Raw genomic sequence first — 21,325 nt, forward strand, 5'->3', positions numbered from 1 at the left:
CCGGCCCCACATTTTTTGAATATTGAATTTTGAATTTTGAATTTTTCAATTACCTTTGCCGTCCGATAAAATACAGAAGTCATGAACGCAGTAGCATTTGTTCACGAGCAGTTAACGCAAAAAAGAGAGTTTCCGAACTTCAAAGCCGGTGATAACGTAACCGTTAATTATAAAATTATTGAAGGTAATAAAGAGCGTATCCAGAGCTTTAAAGGTGATGTAATCAAGCGCCAGGGGCAGGGTAATACGCAGACCTTTACTGTTCGTAAGATTTCTGACGGCGTAGGCGTGGAAAGGACTTTCCCCCTGTTCTCACCGAACATCGATTCAATCGTACTCAACAAGACCGGTAAAGTTCGCCGTGCTAAACTGTACTTCCTCCGTGAACGCAGTGGCAAGAGTGCTCGTATCAAAGAAAAGAAAATGGCTGTTGCTGCGAAGTAATTGTCCACACAATAGTAAAAAGGCTGCCCTCAGGCAGCTTTTTTTTTGCCTTGCAGCCTTCTTTTGACTTTTGAATTTTGACTTTTGAATTCGTAATTGCGTACCTTTACAAACTACAAAAATCAATTTAGCATGTTAGTAGCTAATTCCCTCTTAATGATCTCCATGCCCGGCGGTAGTGAGTGGATCCTGATCATCCTGGTTGTGTTGCTTTTATTCGGCGGTCGCAAAATTCCTGAACTGATGCGTGGCCTTGGCCGTGGTATCCGTGAATTCAATGATGCAAAGAATAATGTGAAACAGGAAATTGAAGAAGGTATAAAGGAGAAGGACGCCAAAGCACCTACTTCTACCTCTCAGTCCTGATTGCTGGATTTTTCTTGTAGGTGAACCATAGAACCAGACTGGCTTTGTTTGTATTCGAATCAATAGCACACTATCATAAAGAATTGAAGAATGGCTCCATTACCTGTAAAAAGGTAGTGGAGTTTTATTTGCAGGAAATCGCCAGGCAAAAGCACCTTAATGCCTTTATCGAGGTGTTTGACCAAACGGCAGCTCATTCTGCAGAAATTCTCGACCGGCAGGTCGCGGAGGGCAAGCCCCTTCTGCCTCTCCATGGCGTAGTGATTGGCATTAAGGATGTCTTATGCTATAAAGATCACCTGGTATCTGCGGCTTCGGTAATGCTGGAAAACTTCCGGGCTCCTTACTCTGCCACTTCCGTGCAAAAGTTGGTTGACGCCGGTGCCATCATTATCGGCAGGTTGAACTGCGATGAATTCGCCATGGGTTCGTCGAACGAGAATTCCGCTTATGGTCCCACCCTTAACGCCCTTGACAATAGCAGGGTACCCGGAGGCTCATCCGGGGGTTCGGCCGTAGCAGTGCAGGCCGGGTTATGTATGGCCAGCCTGGGTACGGATACCGGCGGATCTGTAAGGCAGCCGGCCGATTTCTGCGGCATCATCGGGCTTAAACCTACCTATGGCCGGATTTCCCGTTATGGCCTGATCGCTTATGCTTCATCATTCGACCAGGTAGGCATTTTTGGCAAAAACATTGCCGACGTAGCGCTTGTGCTTGAAGCAATTGCCGGCAATGACCAGTTCGACAGCACAGCTTCCTCTTTGCCTGTTCCTGAATATTCGGCAAACCTATCGGTTGATACACCGAAATGGAAGTTCGCCTATATCCGCGAGGCAGTTGAACATCCTTCCCTTGACCCCGAGATCCGATCAGCCTTACTGGGCTATTTCGATCAACTACGCAATAGCGGCCACTCCGTAACGCCGATTGATTTTCCCCTGTTGGAATATATCGTTCCAACGTATTATGTCCTGACGACAGCAGAGTCCTCTTCCAATCTTTCCCGGTTCGATGGCGTCCGTTATGGACATCGTACTCAGGCTGCAACAGACGATTTATCAGAATTTTATGCAAAAAACCGGTCAGAAGGATTTGGCCGGGAAGTCAAGCGCCGTATCATGCTTGGCAGTTTCGTACTCAGTGCCGGGTATTATGATGCTTATTTCACAAAGGCACAACAGGTCAGAAGACAACTTAATGACCAAACGCAGTTGATCTTCAACGACTTCGATGTAATTCTTCTTCCCACAGCTCCTACCCCCGCCTTCCGTTTCGGGGAAAAGACCGAAGACCCCATTGCCATGTATTTGGGGGATATTTATACGGTTTTTGCCAATCTGACAGGAGTTCCAGCAATCTCATTACCAATGTTTTGGCACAGTAATGGCATGCCTTTTGGTATCCAGGCTATGACTAACCGATTCGAAGAATTACCTTTGCTCCAGGTTTCAGAGTTACTGGTGAAGCAAAGGCACTAATCCTCCGTTGAAAGCCAAACCAATTCCCTTAGAGAAAACTGGTCGTTTTGTGAACCAAAATCTGGAACATGAAAAAACTGTCATTGTTGGGCATCCTGTTATTGGGATCAATTGGATTTTCCGTAGCCAGTGAAAATATTTCATTTGTTACCTTACCCGCTATTATCAAAGATACCGTTGGTGAAAGCAATGCTGCCGTTACCTCGGGCAGCGTTGAAATTGAAACACCCGCACGAATAGACAATCTCTTCGACACTGATGCCGCTTCCGGCACGGCTACACCGCGCCTGAATCCCCGCGCGGCGAGTTTTGTGTCAGATTATGTGGATACATACAGTAAGTCGCTCAATTCCATGAAAGGCTGGGCACTACCTTATTTCAATATGATGGATGCCGTATTTGTAAAACATGGACTTCCGCGCGAGCTGAAATATCTTGCTGTAATCGAATCAAAACTTAAAGCTGGGGCCGTTTCATGGGCCGGCGCAGTTGGTCCCTGGCAATTTATGAGGGCAACGGCCATTAAGCTGGGCCTCAAGGTGAACAAGAGTGTCGACGAACGCAGGCATTATGTTAAAAGCACCAATGCAGCCGCCCGCTACCTGAAAGACCTGTATGCGATCTATGGCGACTGGTTGCTGGTTATCGCAGCGTATAATGCCGGACCTGGAACAGTTCAAAAGGCTATTGCGAAAAGCGGAAGCCGCAATTTCTGGGACCTCCAGTACTACCTGCCAGCTGAAACCCGCATGCATGTCAAGAAATTCATCGGAACACATTACGTATTTGAAGGACAGGGCGGGCTGACCACCCTTACCAAGGCAGAAACAACTGCCCATTATGGTCCTTACATGTATACGCTCAACAGGAAGATCACACCGGAAGAGCAAGAAGTTGCCACTACCCAGCAGGTGTCCGGGAAATACCAGTCTGCGATAATCGCAAAACATATTGCCATGGACATTTCAGACTTCAACAGGTTCAATCCGGAATTTGATAAAGTGATGGCACGCAGTACTTCTTATGAAATGAAGCTGCCAGCCAACAAGATGGAATCGTTCAATGCAAGCAAGTATGCCATTCTGCAGGAGTCTGTTCAGCTGATGCTAACTACCACTGCAGCGATGAACGGGAAATAATCAATAAAATTAGCCCAGAGCTTTAATAATTGCCGCTGCCTTCAACAGGCATTCCTCGTATTCGTAGGCAGGATCTGCATACCAGGTAATTCCCGAGCCCACGAGGCATGAAAGGTGTTTACTACCGGCATTATACATGATGCTCCTGATAACTACATTAAAGTCCGCATCACCTTCCGGCGTACAATAGCCAACTGCTCCTGAAAAAATTCCCCGCCTGGTCAGCTCATATTTTTCTATCAGCTCAACTACACGTTTCTTGGGCGCACCGGTCATGGATCCCATCGGGAAACCTGCTTCCACTGCATCAATCCACTTCAACCCGTTTCTCAGCTTACCCTTAACCGTCGAAATCATCTGGTGAACCTGGGGGAAAGTATAAATTCCAAATAGTTCCTCTACTTCAACTGAACCGGGCTCGCAAACCCGGGAAAGATCGTTGCGAACCAGGTCCACCACCATTACATTCTCTGACCTTTCTTTGCTGCTGGCACGCAATGATTTCGCCAGTTCGGCGTCAATCCCCGCATCACCCGGGTTTCGCGGTGCTGTTCCTTTGATCGGCTGGGACAATAAGGTTCCTTTGTCGACCTGGAGAAACCGTTCCGGGCTTGCACAAAGAAGATGAAGTTCATTCAGCTGGTAATACACCGAGAATGGGTTCGGGGAGATCCCGGCCAGCCGCCTGTAGGTTTGAACCGGGTCAATGACAACATTGCCTGCGGAAAACTCCTGGCAGAAATTGATCTCATAACAATCACCACGATGGATATGCGCTTTCAGCGCCTCAACTTTCTGAATGTATTCTGACCGATCCATACCGGCAACAAGCGTCACCGGGGGACAGGCACTTTCCTGCTTCCGGGGCATGGAAAGCACTTCCTGGATTATCCGATCGGGAGATGCCGAATGACTGCTGATAAGCAACTGGCCGCCTGCGACGAAGAGCAAATGTTCCGGAACAAAAAAATAGCAATCGGGGAAACCGGTCTTGTCCGGCAAAAGTGAAGGAACCTGTTCAGTCTCCTGTTTCAGGTCGTACCCGAAATGACCGAAAAGCCAATCCTGTTCATGATCATAGAATGCTTTCAACAGGGCGAATGCATTCCCTGACTGCAATCTGATCCACTTCCAGTCGCCAGCCGCAAGTATACATTCATAACGCTGATGCTTACCTGCATAACCGTGATTGTCCATAAAACAGCAAATGTTGAATTGGTTGCCCCAATCCAACATTTGTTGTTTTACAGCCTGTGTTACAGTCAGCGAGTATCCCGTGAACTGCCGCACAGAAATGTTATTCGTTGACATTAAAAGTCATCGTCATCATCATCGAAGCCGGAATCATTGAACAGATCCATGTCCTTGAAATCATCATCAAGTCCAAGATCATCTTCATCTTTTCCTGCTTTCTTCGCACCGCCGCCGCCTGCCGGGCCCTTTTTGGTTTTCGATTTCGGAAGATCAAACTCTTCGAAGTCGGGATCCCAGTTATCATCTTCTTCAACTTTATCCCAATCATCTTCCTCATCTTCGAGGTCTTCATCATCGTCATCGTCATCATCAACCTTGGAGGATTTGGCTGCTTTCTTTGAAGATGCTTTCGGAGTTTCCTCAACATCATCTTCAAGATCATCCTCATCCTCTTCCGTTTGTTTCTTGGACTTGGAAGAAGTTTTCTTTACGGGCTCGTCTGCGTTCTCGGCAGCTTTGGGGGTTGTCTTTTTTTCCTTACCTGATTTGGAAGCCATAGCACAAAAGGGATTACATTGTAAAATTTCAGCGTTCTTTTTAATTGGCCAAATTTTTAAAAAATATTTTTCCTCACATGCATTCTGCCAGTTAAACCGTAACGATCTGGTCGCGACCAGGACCGTTTGAAATATGTGAAATATTAACTCCGACGAACTCGTTGATAAATTTTACATATTCCTTCATCTTTTCAGGCATACCAGCATATGTTGTCACAGCTGATGTATCTGTATTCCAGCCCTGAAAATGTTTAAGCGAAGGCTTGATCTGGTGCCTTGTCATCTGGAAAGGCACATAACCTGATTCTTTACCATCGATACCATAATCAGTACACACACTCAGGTCCTGGAATTTATCAAGCACATCAGCTTTTGTCATGATCATCTTTGTAACTCCATTGATCATGCACGCATATTTGAGCGCTACAAGGTCAATCCAGCCGCACCTGCGCGGACGGCCTGTAGTAGCCCCGAATTCGTTTCCAAGTTGTCTCAACTCCTCTCCTGTTGCATCATGCAACTCCGTCGGAAAAGGTCCGCCACCAACACGAGTGCAATACGCTTTTGTTACGCCCATCACTTCACGGATCTTCTGCGGCGCAATGCCTAATCCATTACATACTCCTGATGTTGTCGTATTGGATGAAGTCACAAACGGGAATGTTCCGAAATCAATATCCAGCATGCTTCCCTGTGCGCCTTCAGCCAGTACTTTTTTACCTGCAGCGATCTTTTCATTGATGAAATATTCGCCGTTTACAACATTCAAACTACGAAGGAATTCGATTGCTTCGAAAAATTCTTCTTCCCATTCTGTAATATCTTCCTGGAAATTCATGCCATCGAGCAGTCGCTGGTGTTTGAGCCGCAGGCGAATGTACTGTGTGGTAAAACTTTTGTCCAACAGGTCACCTACGCGTAGTCCGTTACGACCGGTCTTATCCATATAGGCAGGACCGATCCCCTTCAGCGTTGATCCGATTTTATCGTTACCCTTCTGAATTTCAGAAGCCTTGTCGAGTGCCCGGTGAGTGGGCAGGATAAGGTGTGTCCGGTGCGAAATAAACAGGTTCTTTTTCACGTCAACACCAAAAGAAGCTACAGTATCGCACTCCCTCTTAAGGGTTACGGGGTCAAGTACTACTCCATTTCCGATCAGGTTAGTGGTATTATCATGGAAAACCCCTGAAGGGATCTGGTGAAGCACGACCTTCTTACCTCCTACATAAAGTGTGTGGCCGGCGTTCGGGCCTCCCTGGAAACGGGCGATAATATCATACTGGGGGGCAAAGAAATCTACTATCTTTCCCTTTCCCTCGTCGCCCCACTGGAGGCCTAAAATTGCGTCTACCATGTATAGTTTTTTTGAATGCTTGCTTACAAAACAGGCAGCAAAAATAGGGCAATAGGGCAATAAGGCAATGTACTTCGCATCTGACCTGTGGAATTGTCTCATTCACACCGCACCAATCCGGATTTTCAGCCACATATTTGTATGACAATTCTTTAAAATATCTGATATGGAAAAGAAGCAATTCAAAATTCTGATCAATGCTCCCCGGGAAAAGGTATGGGAGAAATTGTGGAATGATGCCAGCTACAGGGAGTGGACATCGGTATTTGCAGAAGGCTCGTCAGCTGAGACCGACTGGAATGAAGGCAGTAGAGTACTGTTCGGTGATGGTAAGGGGAATGGCATGGTGAGCAGGATAGCCTCAAAAAAGATCAACGAGGTCATGTCATTCGAACACCTCGGGATGTTGAAGGACGGGGTTGAGGACCTGAGCAGTGACGAGGTAAAACAATGGAGCGGAGCTAAGGAAAACTATTACCTGCGGCAGGAGAACGGCAAAACTGAACTGGTAGTGGAGATTGATCTCGCCGAGGATTTTACAGCCTATTTTGAAGAGAAATTCCCGGTGGCACTTAAGAAAGTAAAGGAACTTGCCGAAAGTTAAGGAAGAAGGAGGAGGACAATGCCTCCTCCTTTTTTTCTCCTTCCTTCGTACTACTGACACGGATTAGTTGCATCCCAGTCCACTTCCTGCTGGGGTTTTACGAAATTGGTATACACATGATGCTCTGGCTTGTCGAGCGGCAGCTCATCGAGCTTGTCATACCTGCGCATATCAAACCAACGGTGACCTTCCATAAATAGCGAATACCGGCGCTGATTCAACAACTCATCGATCAGCAGGACCTTGTTACCAATGACTGCCGGGCGGGCAATAGCCAACACCTGCAGGCCATATGCCTGGCGGATGATGTCAAGTGTCGAAACCGCTGCTGCCAGGTCATCCTGCTGCAACTTTGCTTCAGCATACATCAGCACCAGTTCCTCATTCCGGATAATTGAAATAGGCGAAACGTTTGTGGCATACATCTGCACTTCATGGGTCATCAGCGGGTAATCAGGCGGCGCTGATGGCGTAGTACGCATTCTCACCTTGGCTTCGCCATTAGCCGGAACGCTTGCGCCAAATACCCTTTTATCGCCTGTTTCGGCCTCATCCACAAAATTCACCTGTACCAGCATGGGGGTCGAATTGTTCTCTGCAGACCGCCACATCGGGTTTACCGCATCATTTGCAGTTGTTGAAAACTGCATATAAGGTCCTGTCTTCAGGTTCCCGTTCAGGCTCAGGAAAGATCCGGAAAGTGCCGTTTCCATTCCCAGCCAATCTTCACGGTACATGGCAACCCGGGCTGCAACCGCACGGTTGAATTTTTTGAAATCCGCAGGCGTAGCAAAGCCTGTCCAGCCCGCAACCATGGTGAAGGGGAAATCAGTGCTTCCGGCAACGTCGAGCGCGGCCAGTCCATCGTCTGCGAGCTTTTTCACGTAATCCAGCGACTGGCTGTAACTGTTGAAACAACCGGGTTTCAATAGGTCCCCAGGCACATTAAGGTCGCTGAAGCTGGTACGGACACCAACCTCGCCCATCATATTCAGGCAGTTCAGCATGGCGTAAGCCTGGATGGTTTTGGCAAAACCTTCCACAGCTTTCTTTTCCCCGTCTGTGATACTGTTTGTTTCAGTGGCAGACCTTAGCAGCAGTTCTGCGCGGCGACGGGTCTGGTTGTAGGAATTGTACCAGTCGTACATGATACCGGCGGGATCAAGGGGAATTTCCCCCTGCAGCTCACGGTAATAGCGACTTTCCGTTTGCGCGAAATAAACAGTTTCCCTGCCGATCGAACCGGACCAGGTGTAAAATGAAAACAAGCCATTTCTTACCACAGATTGAACGCCCACTCCCAGCTGGTTGATCTGTACCCGGCTGGCATTTTTCAATACGGATTCCTGCGTTGGTGCGTTGGGATTCACCACGTATTCCGTCTTTGTGCAGGAGCTGCTGATCAATGAAACAGCTGCTGCAAGAATTACACAACGTTTATAAACTGGATTCATCTTGATTCTTTTTATTCTGTTAGAGACCGATGTTCAGGTGAAAGAAAAACCGCTTCGCCATGGGGAAAGGGGTAAGGTCAACACCGCCTGTCAGCGCGCCACCGGCGTTCCCGGTATTGAAGTTGGAAACCTCCGGATCGTAGCCATAGTAATCTGTAATGGTCACCAGGTTCTGCCCCGACACGCCAAAGCGGATATTCTGGACGTGGTTGCCGAACATACTGGTGATCTTTGTTGAAGGAACGGTATAGTATAATCCAAGCTCGCGAAGGCGGATATAGCTGGCGTCAAATACAAAATTTGAAACTATTGTCTCCTGCCTTTCTATACCAATCGGGTCTCCCGATTTACCAGTGTTGCTCCAGTCTTTCGTGGTGCCGCCTTCATCTTTTGTCAGCCTTGTCAGCGATGAATTATAACCACCCTGGCTGGTATGCCACAGCATGCTCAACTCGAAATTTTTTGCAAGCCGCAGGTTGTTGCTCCAGCTAAGCTGGTAATCCGGCTGGTAATCTTTATACTGGATCAGCGTACCATCTTCATCAAATCCCCACCAGGCCGTAGGTGAATAGCCCTGCTGGATCCTTTTTCTTCCATAGGCCCCAAACCCTGAACCGGCTACAAATGAAGGCGGAATAGTCAACCGGGTAACCTCGGATTTGTTGGTCCAGAACTGAAGGCCTGTAGTCCATTCCAGGCGGGGCTTTTTCACGACCTGCGCATTCAGCCCGATCTCAACACCCTTGTTTACCATGTCACCAACGGGGAAGAGTTTGTAGGACACAACGCCGGTCGACGGTGACAGGCTGAAGGGATAGAGGAAGTCCACTACTTTTTTGTGATAGTAAGTAGCTTCGAGCGTAACCCGGTTGTTCAGGAAGCCAAGGTCAAGCCCGACTTCAATTTCCTTTGCCCTTTCCGGATCCAGTTTTTCAAGTCCCAGCTGAACGGGAGCTACTTCGCCGAGCTGCCCGCCATAATTCACCCCAATCAGGTTGGAATAAACCGCATCAAATGATGGAAATCCTGAAGCTTCACCATATGCCGCACGGGGCTTGAGTTGGGAAAGGAATTCAGGCGCCCAGGAACCCAGGTTGGTAAGGTTCACGGCCACGGCTGCGCGCGGGTAATAATAATACTTATCAAAGTTGAAGCCTGACAAGGTCGACTTATCAGCACGAACCCCTACCCTGCCAATTACTTTATCATCCCAGTTGAATTCCTGGCTCGCATCTATTGCTACAACTGAACTTTTTGTCTGGTTGTTGTCTGTAAGCCGTACGGTTGCGATACTGGGGTTGCGTTGTGCGGTCAGCAATCCTTCACCCTGGATGAATGACTGGTCCACTTTCTGGTCGTCGCGCAATACAACGAGTCCGGTTGTCAGGTCAATATTCTTTCCAACGTTGGTGTTGAAATTCAAACCTGCCTGCATGTAAGTATATAAAGCTTTATTCGTGGTAAGCCTGATCGCGCCCCTATTGGCCACATTCACCATGAACTGCAGATCTTCCGGCATATATGTCATTGGCTCAGATACCAGGTAATCCACTCCGCCCCTCATGGAGAGTTTCAAAGTAGACCGTTCCTTCTTCAACAGGTAAAAGTTCAGCTCCCCGGAATTGAGGAAACGGTTTGTCTTTTCCTTGTTCTCCGCGCGATCTACGATCTCCAACGGGTTTTGCGCCCTGCCCGGGATCTGCGGATAGGTGCCGTCCGGCCTCCTGGCGATATCGATGAAGTTGGGAATATAGGCGATGGAATAACTAAGGGATACACCGTTGTTATCATTCCCCGTAAAACTCCTGCTACTGTTTGAATTAATATAGTTGCTGCTCACTTTCAGGTCCATGAACTCGTTAAACTTATGATCCAGGTTGATTCGGAAAGACTTGCGGCTGAATCCTGTTTTCTTCTGGATACCGGTTTCTGTCTGGTATGAACCCGCGATGTAAAATTTCGTCCGGTCATTACCGCCATTGACATTCACGTTTGTATTGGAAATAAAGCCGGTGTTGCCCCAGATCATTTTTTCATAATCCCAGGTCTTGCCGCCGGCAGCATTATACAGCTCAAGCGCTTCTTCTTCCGACAGGTTATAAGCCCCTCCGTAGGCAGCGATCTTTTCCGGGTTCCAGTCTGACGACCCAAGTAAATTGCTCGCTTTGGTGAATCCCAGGTCCTGGTTCACATTGATCCTTGTCTTACCTGATTTCCCCCTTTTAGTGTTGATCACAATTACACCTGCTCCCGCCCGTGAGCCGTAAATGGCTGAAGCGGAAGGTCCTTTCAGCACTTCAATGCTTTCGATATCGGCAGGGTTGATGTCGGAGATGCGATTTGGCGCCTGGTCCTGCGAACCGGCATTGGCACTGGTAGCACCATTGAAAGCCCTGGTACCCGCACCCGTTGCAAACTGGTCATTGTTCACAATTACGCCATCGATCACATATAGCGGCTCGGATGAACCGGCAACGGTCGATACCCCGCGAAGCCTGATGGAAAGTCCGCCACCTGGCGCACCGGTATTTGCAGAGATCTGCGCACCGGCTACTTTGCCACTCATGGCGCCATCAATGGTTGGCGGCCGTGTTGAGCCTGTTAATTCACGGGCGCCTATCCGTGCAACCGAATTGGCAGCATTAGAACGCTTGATGGAAGAAGACAATCCCGTCACTACCACTTCACTCAACCCCTTTTCATCTTCCCTGAGTGCGATTACATTCTCTCCCTGCACTGCTGTTATGGTCTGGCCAACAAATCCGACGTATGAAACATCGAGCCTGGAGTACTGCTGTGGCAGCGTGATGGTAAAGTTTCCTCCTGCATCGGTCTGTACCGAAATTTTCGTCCCCTTTACTGAAACGGTTGCACCGGCAAGAGGATTACCTGATGCATCCAAAACCTTTCCCCTTACTGCCTGCTGTGCTGCCGCAAGTAACGGCAAGGCCAGACCGAGCAGGACAGGGAACAGCTTTCCCGCAAATTTTCTCATTTGTTTAAATTTTGATTGTCGGATACTGATATCCGTTGGATAATGTGTTAGCGGTAAATGATCGCTTTTCAGGTGAAGACGTTTCAAAAAGACGACGAAATGCTTTTCAATTTTAAGACTAGATAATTTGCAGCCGTAAAAATCTGATCATGACAAGAATAAAAAATGCCGAAATGTAAAACATTCCGGCATTTGGGTTCCGACTGAAAATATTGTTACTGTCCTGGCAGTTCTGTGAGTGGTACGGGGAATTCAACCCACACATCATCCCCTGGACGGTCAAGCGGCAGTTCGCTCAACCTATTATAACGACGCATATCCACCCAACGGTGTCCTTCGAAGAATAGCGAGTAGCGCCTGTTGTAAAGCATTTCATCGACAAGTGCGTTTTGTGTAATAGCACCTGCATATGGAGTTAGACCATGTTCCTGGCGGATCCGGTTTAATGCTGTTACTGCATCCGGAAACTGACCAAGCTGAATCTTTGCTTCTGCATACAATAGAATCAGCTCCTCATTCTTGATAATGGGAATGGGTGCTAACTGCGAGGTATATACCCACACATCGCGATCGCTTGTCAGGTCATTGGATGACGCAGGTTCCTCCCGCTGAAGCGTTTTGCCCTCCCTGTCATCATTAGGCTGCAGGTCAGGCACATAAGATGGATGTGCCAGGCGTACTTCACCGGTCTGGTTCGGAGGGAAGAAAGCTGTATTAACCTGGTCTCCTGCCCCTGTTGTGAATACATGGCTTATTCCATAGCTTAAAGGCAACTGCAGTCCGAAAAATGATTCGTTAAGTGCAGTCAGGACATTATCCCATTGCGCACGATATGCATATACCCGTGCAGCAAGCGCCCGGTTCACTTTCACCATACCGGCCTGGTCATTCAGATCGGGCAGCGCAGCAAACGCACTGGAGAATCCACTCGTAAGTGCGAACGTGATCTCTGCCCCGCTGAAGTCGGACAAGCCTTCGTCAAGCAGATCACTGATGTCCTGCAACGCCTGGGGATTGGTAACCAGCGGGCCGAGATTGTCCGGATCTGCAACGTCGATCCGAATACTGTCGTAGGTCATATTCAGGTTGATCAGCAACTGGTATGCCTTGAAGGTCTTCGCGAATCCGTAGTATCCCTTTTTCTCAGCATCATTGAGCAGTGTTGAATTATTGGCAGCCTCAATAAGCAGGTTGCAGTTCTTCACTACGCGGTAACGCGATTGCCAGGGATTGTTCAGGTAAAAAGTATTGTTATCAAGTGTTGCGTCACCAAAACCGAGAAGTTCGGTAGTATAACGTGGTTCCGCACCCGAAAACCGGTACATCTCCCTTCCGATCATTCCCATCACATCGAGGTACATCGGCAGGTTTGTACGCATCCCGGACTCAATACCGGTCACCAGGTTGTTAAGCTCGGCTTTTGATGCATTTTCCAGGAATTCATCTGTAGTCGGGCTGTTCAGGTTACCGATTTCTTTTTTGCATGCCTGCAGTATGAAGAGCGGCAATGCTATCAGCAGTAATATATATTTATACTTTTTCATAGCAGTCATGTTTAAAAGTCAACGGAAATGTGAAAGGTTGCGCGTTTGGAGGAGGGGTAAGGCATAACCTCAACACCTGTTGAGAATCCGGAGCCGAAGTTGGACACTTCGGGATCATAGCTTTTATAATCTGTGTGCACCGCGTAGTTGTTAGCAGATACTCCCAACCTGATACCCCTGATGTTTTTCCATCCCACTTTGAAATTGTAATACAGCGCAATTTCGCGCAGCTTCACATAACCTGCTTCCTGGACAAAAGGCCTCGCAGTTACACCCAACTGGTTGATCCTGTCAATGCCATCCGGAATACGGTTAGCATTCTTGTCATCATCGTAATCGTGACTTGTTCCTCCAAGATCTGTCAGCAACTCAGTGAGGTTGAGGTTATCTCCACGTTGTTTCCAGTGAATGAGGAAACGCAGTGTAAAGTTTTTGAAGAAGTTCACCTCGTTCCAGAAATTCATCTGGAAATCAGGTTCCTGGTCACCCAGCTTCACTGCAAGGCCGCCCGATCCTTCATCAATTCCTACGATCTGTGTGGCAGATGCGCCTTCTTCGATCCTGAATGTGCCGAGTGTATTGCCGAATGCACCGAGAACTGTTGGTGGTATCACCAGTTTGGTTACTTCTGATCGATTTTTCCAGAAGTTGACTGTTGTGTTCCATTTTACGTTCGGCTTCGATATTACAAGTGCATTCAAACCAATTTCGATCCCCCTGTTCCTGAGGTCACCGGCATTTACCCATTCCAGTGCAAAACCTGAAGATGGGGGCACGGTTCTTTGAAGCAGGAAGTCCTTCACCACTTTGTTGTACCAGCTGAATTCAACACTCAGCCTGTTGTTGAGAATGGTAAAATCGAGACCGGCTTCAAACTCTGTCTGCCTTTCGGGTTCGATTGCCGCATTTCCCCTGATGCGGTCTACAATGGAACCGGGAAGCCCGTCAATATTGTTGATGATGAACGCTGTGAACTTACTGCCATAAGCAGGGAAGTTACCGGCTTCACCATAAGCGGCACGGACCTTAAGGTTATCGAACAGGTTGTTTTCACCCAGTCCGAGTCTTGACAGGTTCCATGACACACTTGCTTTCGGGTAGGCATAATATTTATCCGGATCGCCGTTGTTTGTGGATTTGTCAAAGCGCACACCACCAGTCAGCGTGATCGCATCATGCAGTGTAGCTTCTTCCTGGATGAAAAAACCATCATCTTTATTTTTTGTCCTGAATTGCACCGGGGTCAGAGCGCCTGCCTGGTCAACATTGGTTTGCCCCGAGATTACCTGCGTTGCCGTATTCAGCAGGTTATCGAATTCATGTTTTTCCTGCGTCATCCCGAGAGATGTAGTAAGACCCAGGTTATCTGACGGGTTCCAGTTGTTTACCAGTGAAATGATATAGTTGGTGTTCAGGTTATTGGCAAAGCCCTGTATGGAAGTTCCCTTGGCCACTTCCTGGAATTGCAATGTACTGGGGAACTGGGCATTTGTTTTGAGGCCGTAATAGTCTACCCCGCCACGACCTACAACACGGGTAACTGATTTCGGGCTCTTGTATAATATCGCATCCAGGTTTATTCCAAATATGAAGCGGTTCACTTTTTCGTTGTTCGTTACCAGGTCGCGCGTCTGGATCGGGTTAGAAGCAGCATAGCGGTTATCGGGATATTCGCCTACGCTGTTCGGGTGTAATTCAGTAAAGCTGGGTGTGGAAGACAACGCAACACCAAGGGTAACACCGGCATTATCATTCTGGGTGAGGCTGCGGTCAGAAGATGAGTTGATGTAGTTTGAAGTGAAGCCGACTTTGATATTGTCTGTTATCCGGTGATCAACATTCAACCTAAGGCTGCTGTTCCGGTAACCGGTATACTTCACAATGCCTTCCTCATCTTTCTGTGCGGCAGAAAAATAAAATGTGGTTTTATCGCTGCCGCCTGTCATACTGAAGTTTGTGTTCCGCGTAAATCCTGTTTCACCATAAATCTCTTTTTCGTAATCATAGATTTTCCCGGCAGCAACTGCTGCCCTGTATTCTTCCACATTCCATTCCTGGTCGATCACCCTTTGCTCTGTCAGCGGGCGTGCTCCCAATAATTTGCGGGGCTTGACAAATCCCAGGTCCTGGCTGATGTTGAAACGGGTCACTCCCTGCTTACCGCGCTTGGTGGCGATGATCACCACACCTGCCGCAGCTTTCGATCCGTAAATGGCGGAGGCGGAAGCACCTTTAAGGATTTCGATGCTTTCAATGTCTTCGGGACGGATATCAGAAATCCGGTTGGAAGGGTTGTCCTGGTTTGCAGGGTTACCCGCAGCTGCGGCTTGAGTAACGGTGTTCAGGCCTGCAGGTGTGGAACTGTTATCAATAAATACCCCATCCACTACATAAAGCGGTTGTGTATTACCGAAAATAGAGGTAACGCCCCTGAGCCTGACTGAAATACCTCCACCCGGAGCACCGGAGTTCGAATTGATATAAGCACCGGGAATCTTGCCGTTCAGCGCAGCATCAAGTGTTTGCGCCGGTGCTGTACCGGCGAGTTCTTTACTCGAAACAGTTGCCACAGCATTGGCAAGATTGCGGCGTTTCACATTGGTTGCAAGACCTGTCACCACAACCTCGTCCAGTTTACCAGCATCTTCTTCAAGTTTGATAGACATGTTGGCAACTTCAATTGTGCCCAGCGTGATGGTCTGTGATTTGAATCCAACGGACGAAATTTCGAGTTGTCCGGAGTTGGATGGAATATTCAGCGAGAATCTGCCGGTGGCATCGGTTGAAGTACCGATGGTTGAATTTCGAAGCCGGACAGACGCCCCGGTGACGGGACTGTTTTTGCTATCCAGGATGGTACCGCTTACCGATACCTGTGCCCATAGAACTACCGGGCACAATAATGCCAGTAGCATTGGCATCAGGAAGCCTTTGAATTTTCTCATAGCAAGCAATTTTGGATGATGAATTATTATATGCAGACAGTGTAATTATTCACTGTGATGCTTACAATTCACACATTCTTCAGCTTGGCCCGCTCATGAAAACTTTATGCGATCTCGGCGTCAAATCTTTCAACTGCATGAATTCCACTGAGGCTTTTCAGCCGGTGTACCAATTCATCCAGTTCCTCTTTGTCATGGACAAACACTTTTATCGAGCCTCTGAAGATCCCTTCTTTCGCTTCGATTGATAAGGCACTGATATTAATTTTCATTTCCCCCGAGATCAGGTTGGTTATCTTGTTCACCACACCCACATCATCAAGACCGATGATATTAAGACCGGTGAGGAATGAAATTTCCTTGTTCTTGGCCCATTTTGTTTTAACCACCCTGTGCCCGTAGTTAGCCAGCAATTTAGAGGCATTTGGACAGTTGGTACGATGTATGGTGAGTCCTTTTCCGGTGGTCACAAATCCAAACACATCATCACCAGGGATCGGCTTGCAGCAATTCGCGAGATTGTACATGATCTTATCGCTGCTCTCACCAAAAATGATCAGCTCTGCATCTTTCTTATTAAAATCAGGGTGCGGATGCTGATCCGGTTTAAGCTCGATTACAGGACGCTGCGGCTTCGGTGCTTCCAGTTTATCGCCAAGAACATGGAACTCCTTAAGCTCTTTAAGATCGATTCCACGCGTAGCAACCTGGTAAAAGAAATCAAGTGATGACTGTTGTTTATAGAAATCGCTAAGGATATCCGTGTTATGCTGGCTGTATGCTGCGCCCATATTTTCCAGCTTCCGCTGTACAATATACTTACCGTCTTCCGCAATTTTTCTTTTTTCTTCCTTGAGCGCGTCCTTGATCTTTGTTTTTGCCTTGGCAGTAACAACAAAGTTCAGCCAGTCTTCTGTGGGTTTCTGTTTATTTGACGTGATGATCTCCACCTGGTCGCCGCTTCGAAGCTTATGGCTCAGCGGAACAAGTTTGTGGTTCACTTTAGCCCCGATACACCGGGCACCCACAGCCGAGTGTATGGCGAATGCAAAATCGAGTGCCGTTGAACCCACCGGAAGCATTTTTACATCCCCTTTCGGCGTATAGACGTAAATCTCTTCTGCAAGGAAACTGGTTTTGAAATCCTGCAGGAAATCAACTGAATCATTGTCCTGGTTCTGGAGCACTTCCCTGATCTGGTGAAACCATTTGTCGAACCTGCTTTCGTCGGCTGCTCCCTCTTTGTATTTCCAGTGTGCCGCGAGACCTTTCTCCGCGATATCGTTCATCCTCTTGGTCCGGATCTGGACCTCCACCCATTTTCCCTGCGGCCCCATCACAGTGGTATGCAGGGCTTCATAACCATTACTCTTCGGATTGCTCAGCCAGTCGCGGAGTCTTTCCGGCGAAGGGGTATACTCGTCGGTGATCATAGAGTACACTTTCCAGCAGTCTTCTTTTTCCCTGTCAGTAGGAGAATCGAGGATCACCCGGATGGCAAAGAGGTCGTACACTTCTTCGAAGCTCACTCCCTTTTTCTTCATCTTGTTCCAGATGGAGTGAATGCTTTTCGGCCGCCCATAGATTTCGAAGTTAAAGTCAGCCCTTTCCATTTTTTCGCGGATAGGGCGAATGAATTCGTTGATGTAACGGGTCCGCTCGCGTTTGGTTTCGGCAAGCTTCCGGGCGATCTCCTTGTAGGTCTCCGGTTCCATGTATTTCATGGCCAGGTCTTCCAGCTCGGTCTTGATCGTGTACAGGCCCATCCGGTGCGCAAGCGGCGCATACACATACACGGTTTCGGAAGCGATCTTCAGCTGCTTTTCGCGCTTCATGCTTTCGAGCGTGCGCATATTGTGCAGCCGGTCGGCAAGTTTTATCAGGATCACCCGCGGATCGTCCGTCAGGGTGAGCAGGATCTTTTTGAAGTTTTCCGCCTGCTGGGAGGCGTTAACGTCGATGACATTTGAAATTTTAGTAAGCCCGTCGACTATCCTGGCAATCTCATTCCCGAACTGCCGTTCGATGTCATCGAGGGTAATGTCGGTATCCTCAACGGTATCGTGCATCAGGGCACAAATCGTGGAACGAACACCAAGGGTGATCTCTTCCACACAGATCCGGGCAACGGCAAGCGGGTGAAGGATATAAGGTTCGCCACTTTTACGGCGCATCGTCTTGTGGGCATCGGCCGACATCTCAAAAGCCATCCGTACAAGTTCCTTATCCCCGGGTTTAAGCTTGGGTTTGAGAGCTCTTAAAAGTGAACGGTACTCCCTCAGGATCAGTTTCTTTTCCTGGTCTTCGGTAAGATTGTATTTAGGTATCGCTGCTACAGTTTCCATCTTCAACGAATTTACATAAAAGAAGGAGTTTTTAATTTTTTGGGGAAATCCCCTACTTTTGCGCTCCCTGACGCGGGCGTGGCGAAATTGGCAGACGCACCAGACTTAGGATCTGGCGCCGCGAGGCATGTAGGTTCGACTCCTATCGCCCGCACACAGAAGCTGGAACTCAATTGGTTCCAGCTTTTTCATTTTTTATAACGCCCTCCATAATGCTGGCAAAAGTCAGTCTACCTGTAGCCATGCTTTACGAGACTTTCACGAGACCTTGACAAGACCTTAACGAGACCTTTACGGGACTACAATACGGTTTCGATAAGCCCACGACAAAGCCCCCATATAGCCGCCCCGGTCCGACAATGGCCTATCGCTGCCCGCCAGGCGCGTTTCCGGATTTATAAATTTTGTTTTTTAAATTTTTAATTTGAACCCGGGCAACTCTTCCCTCCTGCCCCGCATTTATACCTTTGTACCAACCAATTGCATTGAATGAGTATACCGGCATGGATAAACGAGGCCAAAAATGGAAGCAGGGCAGCAGAGAAATGCCTGTTCGACTTCTATGCCGAAAAAATGATGCTTGTTTGCTGCCGTTACCTCAAGAACCGGGAGGATGCAGAAGAAGTGCTGCTTGACGGGTTCTATAAGTTCTTTAAGAACATAGGGACTTTTCATTACCAGCACGATGCGGCCGTAACCGCTTTCCTGAAGAAGATCATGGTGAATGAGTGCCTGATGTTACTGCGAAAGAAAAATGTGTTCACAATTGTGTCGGACACAATACCGGAAGTTATCAGCGGGAACGATGACGCATTGAGCAATCTGACCGCCACTGAAATCCTGCAGCTGATAATTCAGCTGCCGGTCGGCTATCGGACGGTTTTTAACCTGCATGCCATAGAGGGAATTGAGCACCAGGAGATCGCAGAGCTGCTGGGCATTTCAGCAGGCACCTCAAAATCACAGTTAAGTAAAGCAAGGGCGCTGTTGCAAAAAATGGTTGCCCAAAAAGGAATAACATATGCAAGACAGAAATCCAGGTAATCAAAGCCGGCTGTCGCAGCTGCTGGATTCCATCGAAACGCCGCCGGATGAGTTCCGGCTCGATAAAAATGCAGCATGGAAGAAGCTGTCAGCGCGGTGCAGTGAATCACCAAAACGCAAGAGGGCCGGGCTTTTATGGCCCGCTGCCGCAATACTGTTGATTTCAGTGGGAGCATTTTTGTTTTACAGGCAGGATCCCGGAAAAACGCCGGACCAGGCACGGGTGGAAACAGAACGTCAGACGAAGCCTGAAACCGAAATGTCTTCAGTCGAAACAAGAAACATTCCAGCAAAAAAAATTCAACATTCCATGCCGGTTAAGCAGCCTGTAATGACCCGCCGCGCGGTGAAAGTTGCGGCACCGGCACTTGAACCATTACCAGCCATAATACCGGATACAGCAGCTTATTTCAGTTCCGTGGCCCCCGAAACCACCAGTGTCGCTGTTATCAGTCCATTGCCGAAAAAGAAATTAAAGCAGGTCCACATTAACGAACTGGAGCCCGCATCAGGCACACAGCAGGAAATCCTTACCAGGAAAGAAAAGAAGCGCTTTTTCCTTTATATGAATACCGGCTCAGCTACTTCAGTTGAGACCATGGCCGGCGGATCAGACCCGCAGATCAAAATAAAATTCAACAACAACTGACCGACATGAAAAAATGTTTACTGGCACTGGTGCTTGCAACAGGCATCAGCGGGACAGGCTTTGCCCAGCAGTCAAAGACAGACAAGGCCTTCGAACCGCCCACCGACTTTAGTTTCAACCGCAGGTTCTATTTCGAGCTCGGCCAGGGAAACAAACTCCGGGTGGAACTCAGTGATATCAATGACCTGCAGCGTGTAGGAAATATCGATTCAATACTGGCGCTTGTATCCAAAGACCTGGAACTGTTTAAGGACTCACTTGCCATAAAAGAGAATACCAGGAGGGTGGACCATTTTACTGATGCCGCCGGAAACCGCAAGGTCAGGATCCTGCAATTCCCCCCGGATGGTTCCAGCTTCCTCATTCACGGCAACGAACCGGCATCCCTGAAGGTTGAGCAGGATACCCTGAATATCCTGGGAATCATTAAGAATCCTCCCACACCTTCGGAGAAAATCAGCCGAACCAAACCCAGGTATTACCGCTTCAGCTTATACCTGAACGATCTCGATAATCTTCAGACTTACCTGGATGGCCGACTGAACCAGAAAATAGAAGTTTTCAGGGAACACTATACGGACAAGTGGGATAAAAAGAAAGAATGGGGCAGGCTGACCCTGACACAGGATCCTACGATAAAAGCAGACCAGCCCAAAGCCTTTGCAACGGGTCCGGGTGACTATATAGGCTTCAACGGCAGCGTGCAGGTGCAGAATTATAAGAACTATTTTGTACCGTCATTCGGCCTGGGTGCAGAAGTAACCTTAAGTAACCGTGACAGGCAGTGGCGGCATGTGATCGGGGTGAACTGGGAGCCGCAGTTCCTGTTCGCGAAAGACGACAAGGAACAGATGCAGGTATACCGGAATGATTTCGTAAGCCTGCATTATGGCCAGGGTCCGGTTAAGGACAATGACCCCCGAAAAGAGACCCATTTTACCGCTATTGTTTCACTCGGGTACCTGGTATACAGGAAAGGCGATTTTTATGAGAAAAATACATTCCGGCTTGGCATGGGAAGATTGAAGCTTGTGAAAACTTCCATCGAGCCAATGATTTACTTCCATGACTTCTTCCGGGGTGTGTCGCCGGGCCTACGGGTGATCCAGCATTTCTGATTACCAGCGCCTTATCAAAGGGTTTATTTCCGTCAGCGTTTAAATATGATTGTTGTTGCGGTTGCGAAAGCTTAATTTCATATTATAAATAC

General features: G+C 48.1%; 16 protein-coding genes and 1 tRNA gene. 9 read left to right on the forward strand and 8 right to left on the reverse strand.

The window, feature by feature from the left end:
• Window positions 1-81 precede the first annotated feature (81 nt).
• The 4 genes from rplS (at window position 82) to OI18_RS20730 (ending at window position 3,430) form a co-directional block, all read left to right on the forward strand.
• Window positions 82-444: a 50S ribosomal protein L19 gene (gene rplS / locus OI18_RS20715; RefSeq protein WP_039143521.1), complete on the forward strand. Its 363-nt coding sequence runs from the start codon at window positions 82-84 to the stop codon at window positions 442-444.
• Window positions 445-576: 132 nt separating this feature from the next.
• Complete coding sequence (locus tag OI18_RS20720) at window positions 577-810, forward strand: Sec-independent protein translocase subunit TatA/TatB (protein WP_039143524.1); 234 nt, start codon at window positions 577-579, stop codon at window positions 808-810.
• Between the two features lie 20 nt (window positions 811-830).
• Entirely contained in the window at window positions 831-2,291 is a 1,461-nt protein-coding gene (gatA, locus tag OI18_RS20725) for an Asp-tRNA(Asn)/Glu-tRNA(Gln) amidotransferase subunit GatA (RefSeq protein WP_240312811.1), read from the forward strand.
• A gap of 68 nt (window positions 2,292-2,359) precedes the next feature.
• Window positions 2,360-3,430, forward strand: coding sequence for a lytic transglycosylase domain-containing protein (locus OI18_RS20730; protein WP_039143527.1), 1,071 nt, complete (start codon window positions 2,360-2,362; stop codon window positions 3,428-3,430).
• Window positions 3,431-3,439: 9 nt separating this feature from the next.
• On the opposite strand, the gene OI18_RS20735 is transcribed toward OI18_RS20730, so the two are convergent.
• The 3 genes from OI18_RS20735 to OI18_RS20745 all read right to left on the reverse strand — a co-directional run bounded on the left by OI18_RS20735 (window position 3,440) and on the right by OI18_RS20745 (window position 6,535).
• On the reverse strand, window positions 3,440-4,627 hold the full coding sequence (locus OI18_RS20735) for an anthranilate synthase component I family protein (protein WP_240312812.1): 1,188 nt from the start codon (window positions 4,625-4,627) through the stop codon (window positions 3,440-3,442).
• Between the two features lie 113 nt (window positions 4,628-4,740).
• Window positions 4,741-5,181 (reverse strand): hypothetical protein, encoded by a 441-nt coding sequence (locus OI18_RS20740; RefSeq protein ID WP_039143533.1) that lies wholly within the window; start codon window positions 5,179-5,181, stop codon window positions 4,741-4,743.
• A gap of 91 nt (window positions 5,182-5,272) precedes the next feature.
• Complete coding sequence (locus OI18_RS20745) at window positions 5,273-6,535, reverse strand: adenylosuccinate synthase (RefSeq protein WP_039143534.1); 1,263 nt, start codon at window positions 6,533-6,535, stop codon at window positions 5,273-5,275.
• A gap of 166 nt (window positions 6,536-6,701) precedes the next feature.
• On the opposite strand from OI18_RS20745, the gene OI18_RS20750 reads away from it, so the two are divergent.
• Window positions 6,702-7,139 carry an SRPBCC domain-containing protein gene (locus OI18_RS20750; protein WP_039143537.1) on the forward strand — a complete coding sequence of 146 codons (438 nt, stop codon included), beginning with the start codon at window positions 6,702-6,704 and terminating at the stop codon, window positions 7,137-7,139.
• Between the two features lie 50 nt (window positions 7,140-7,189).
• On the opposite strand, the gene OI18_RS20755 is transcribed toward OI18_RS20750, so the two are convergent.
• The 5 genes from OI18_RS20755 to OI18_RS20775 form a co-directional block, all read right to left on the reverse strand.
• A complete protein-coding gene (locus tag OI18_RS20755) occupies window positions 7,190-8,593 on the reverse strand; it encodes a RagB/SusD family nutrient uptake outer membrane protein (RefSeq protein WP_039143538.1) in 1,404 nt (467 codons plus the stop codon).
• A 19-nt stretch (window positions 8,594-8,612) separates the two neighbouring features.
• A complete protein-coding gene (locus OI18_RS20760) occupies window positions 8,613-11,588 on the reverse strand; it encodes a SusC/RagA family TonB-linked outer membrane protein (protein WP_039143541.1) in 2,976 nt (991 codons plus the stop codon).
• Between the two features lie 215 nt (window positions 11,589-11,803).
• On the reverse strand, window positions 11,804-13,132 hold the full coding sequence (locus tag OI18_RS20765) for a RagB/SusD family nutrient uptake outer membrane protein (RefSeq protein ID WP_039143692.1): 1,329 nt from the start codon (window positions 13,130-13,132) through the stop codon (window positions 11,804-11,806).
• Window positions 13,133-13,143: 11 nt separating this feature from the next.
• On the reverse strand, window positions 13,144-16,077 hold the full coding sequence (locus tag OI18_RS20770; RefSeq protein WP_039143543.1) for a SusC/RagA family TonB-linked outer membrane protein: 2,934 nt from the start codon (window positions 16,075-16,077) through the stop codon (window positions 13,144-13,146).
• 104 nt (window positions 16,078-16,181) lie between these two features.
• Window positions 16,182-18,422: a RelA/SpoT family protein gene (locus OI18_RS20775; RefSeq protein ID WP_039143546.1), complete on the reverse strand. Its 2,241-nt coding sequence runs from the start codon at window positions 18,420-18,422 to the stop codon at window positions 16,182-16,184.
• Between the two features lie 72 nt (window positions 18,423-18,494).
• Here OI18_RS20775 and OI18_RS20780 point away from each other — a divergent pair.
• From OI18_RS20780 to OI18_RS20795, 4 genes are all read left to right on the forward strand, one after another.
• A tRNA-Leu gene (locus OI18_RS20780) sits at window positions 18,495-18,576 on the forward strand.
• A 335-nt stretch (window positions 18,577-18,911) separates the two neighbouring features.
• A complete protein-coding gene (locus tag OI18_RS20785) occupies window positions 18,912-19,466 on the forward strand; it encodes an RNA polymerase sigma factor (protein ID WP_052273450.1) in 555 nt (184 codons plus the stop codon).
• A complete protein-coding gene (locus OI18_RS20790) occupies window positions 19,444-20,115 on the forward strand; it encodes a hypothetical protein (RefSeq protein ID WP_039143548.1) in 672 nt (223 codons plus the stop codon). Before OI18_RS20785 ends, OI18_RS20790 begins: the two co-directional genes overlap by 23 nt.
• Before the next feature lie 5 nt (window positions 20,116-20,120).
• The gene (locus tag OI18_RS20795) at window positions 20,121-21,233 is read left to right on the forward strand and encodes a hypothetical protein (RefSeq protein ID WP_039143550.1); all 1,113 of its coding nucleotides are present in this window, start codon (window positions 20,121-20,123) and stop codon (window positions 21,231-21,233) included.
• Window positions 21,234-21,325 lie beyond the last annotated feature (92 nt).

This window comes from Flavihumibacter solisilvae (assembly GCF_000814475.1).
GTDB classification, from domain to species: Bacteria; Bacteroidota; Bacteroidia; order Chitinophagales; family Chitinophagaceae; genus Flavihumibacter; species Flavihumibacter solisilvae.

Bases quoted from the DNA above. Each gene is read 5' to 3' on its own strand.
- rplS (WP_039143521.1), top strand. From the start codon at position 82: ATGAACGCAGTAGCATTTGTTCACGAGCAGTTAACGCAAAAAAGAGAG.
- OI18_RS20720 (WP_039143524.1), top strand. From the start codon at position 577: ATGTTAGTAGCTAATTCCCTCTTAATGATCTCCATGCCCGGCGGTAGT.
- OI18_RS20730 (WP_039143527.1), top strand. From the start codon at position 2,360: ATGAAAAAACTGTCATTGTTGGGCATCCTGTTATTGGGATCAATTGGA.
- OI18_RS20735 (WP_240312812.1), bottom strand. From the start codon at position 4,627: ATGGACAATCACGGTTATGCAGGTAAGCATCAGCGTTATGAATGTATA.
- OI18_RS20740 (WP_039143533.1), bottom strand. From the start codon at position 5,181: ATGGCTTCCAAATCAGGTAAGGAAAAAAAGACAACCCCCAAAGCTGCC.
- OI18_RS20745 (WP_039143534.1), bottom strand. From the start codon at position 6,535: ATGGTAGACGCAATTTTAGGCCTCCAGTGGGGCGACGAGGGAAAGGGA.
- OI18_RS20750 (WP_039143537.1), top strand. From the start codon at position 6,702: ATGGAAAAGAAGCAATTCAAAATTCTGATCAATGCTCCCCGGGAAAAG.
- OI18_RS20755 (WP_039143538.1), bottom strand. From the start codon at position 8,593: ATGAATCCAGTTTATAAACGTTGTGTAATTCTTGCAGCAGCTGTTTCA.
- OI18_RS20760 (WP_039143541.1), bottom strand. From the start codon at position 11,588: ATGAGAAAATTTGCGGGAAAGCTGTTCCCTGTCCTGCTCGGTCTGGCC.
- OI18_RS20765 (WP_039143692.1), bottom strand. From the start codon at position 13,132: ATGAAAAAGTATAAATATATATTACTGCTGATAGCATTGCCGCTCTTC.
- OI18_RS20770 (WP_039143543.1), bottom strand. From the start codon at position 16,077: ATGAGAAAATTCAAAGGCTTCCTGATGCCAATGCTACTGGCATTATTG.
- OI18_RS20775 (WP_039143546.1), bottom strand. From the start codon at position 18,422: ATGGAAACTGTAGCAGCGATACCTAAATACAATCTTACCGAAGACCAG.
- OI18_RS20785 (WP_052273450.1), top strand. From the start codon at position 18,912: ATGAGTATACCGGCATGGATAAACGAGGCCAAAAATGGAAGCAGGGCA.
- OI18_RS20790 (WP_039143548.1), top strand. From the start codon at position 19,444: ATGCAAGACAGAAATCCAGGTAATCAAAGCCGGCTGTCGCAGCTGCTG.
- OI18_RS20795 (WP_039143550.1), top strand. From the start codon at position 20,121: ATGAAAAAATGTTTACTGGCACTGGTGCTTGCAACAGGCATCAGCGGG.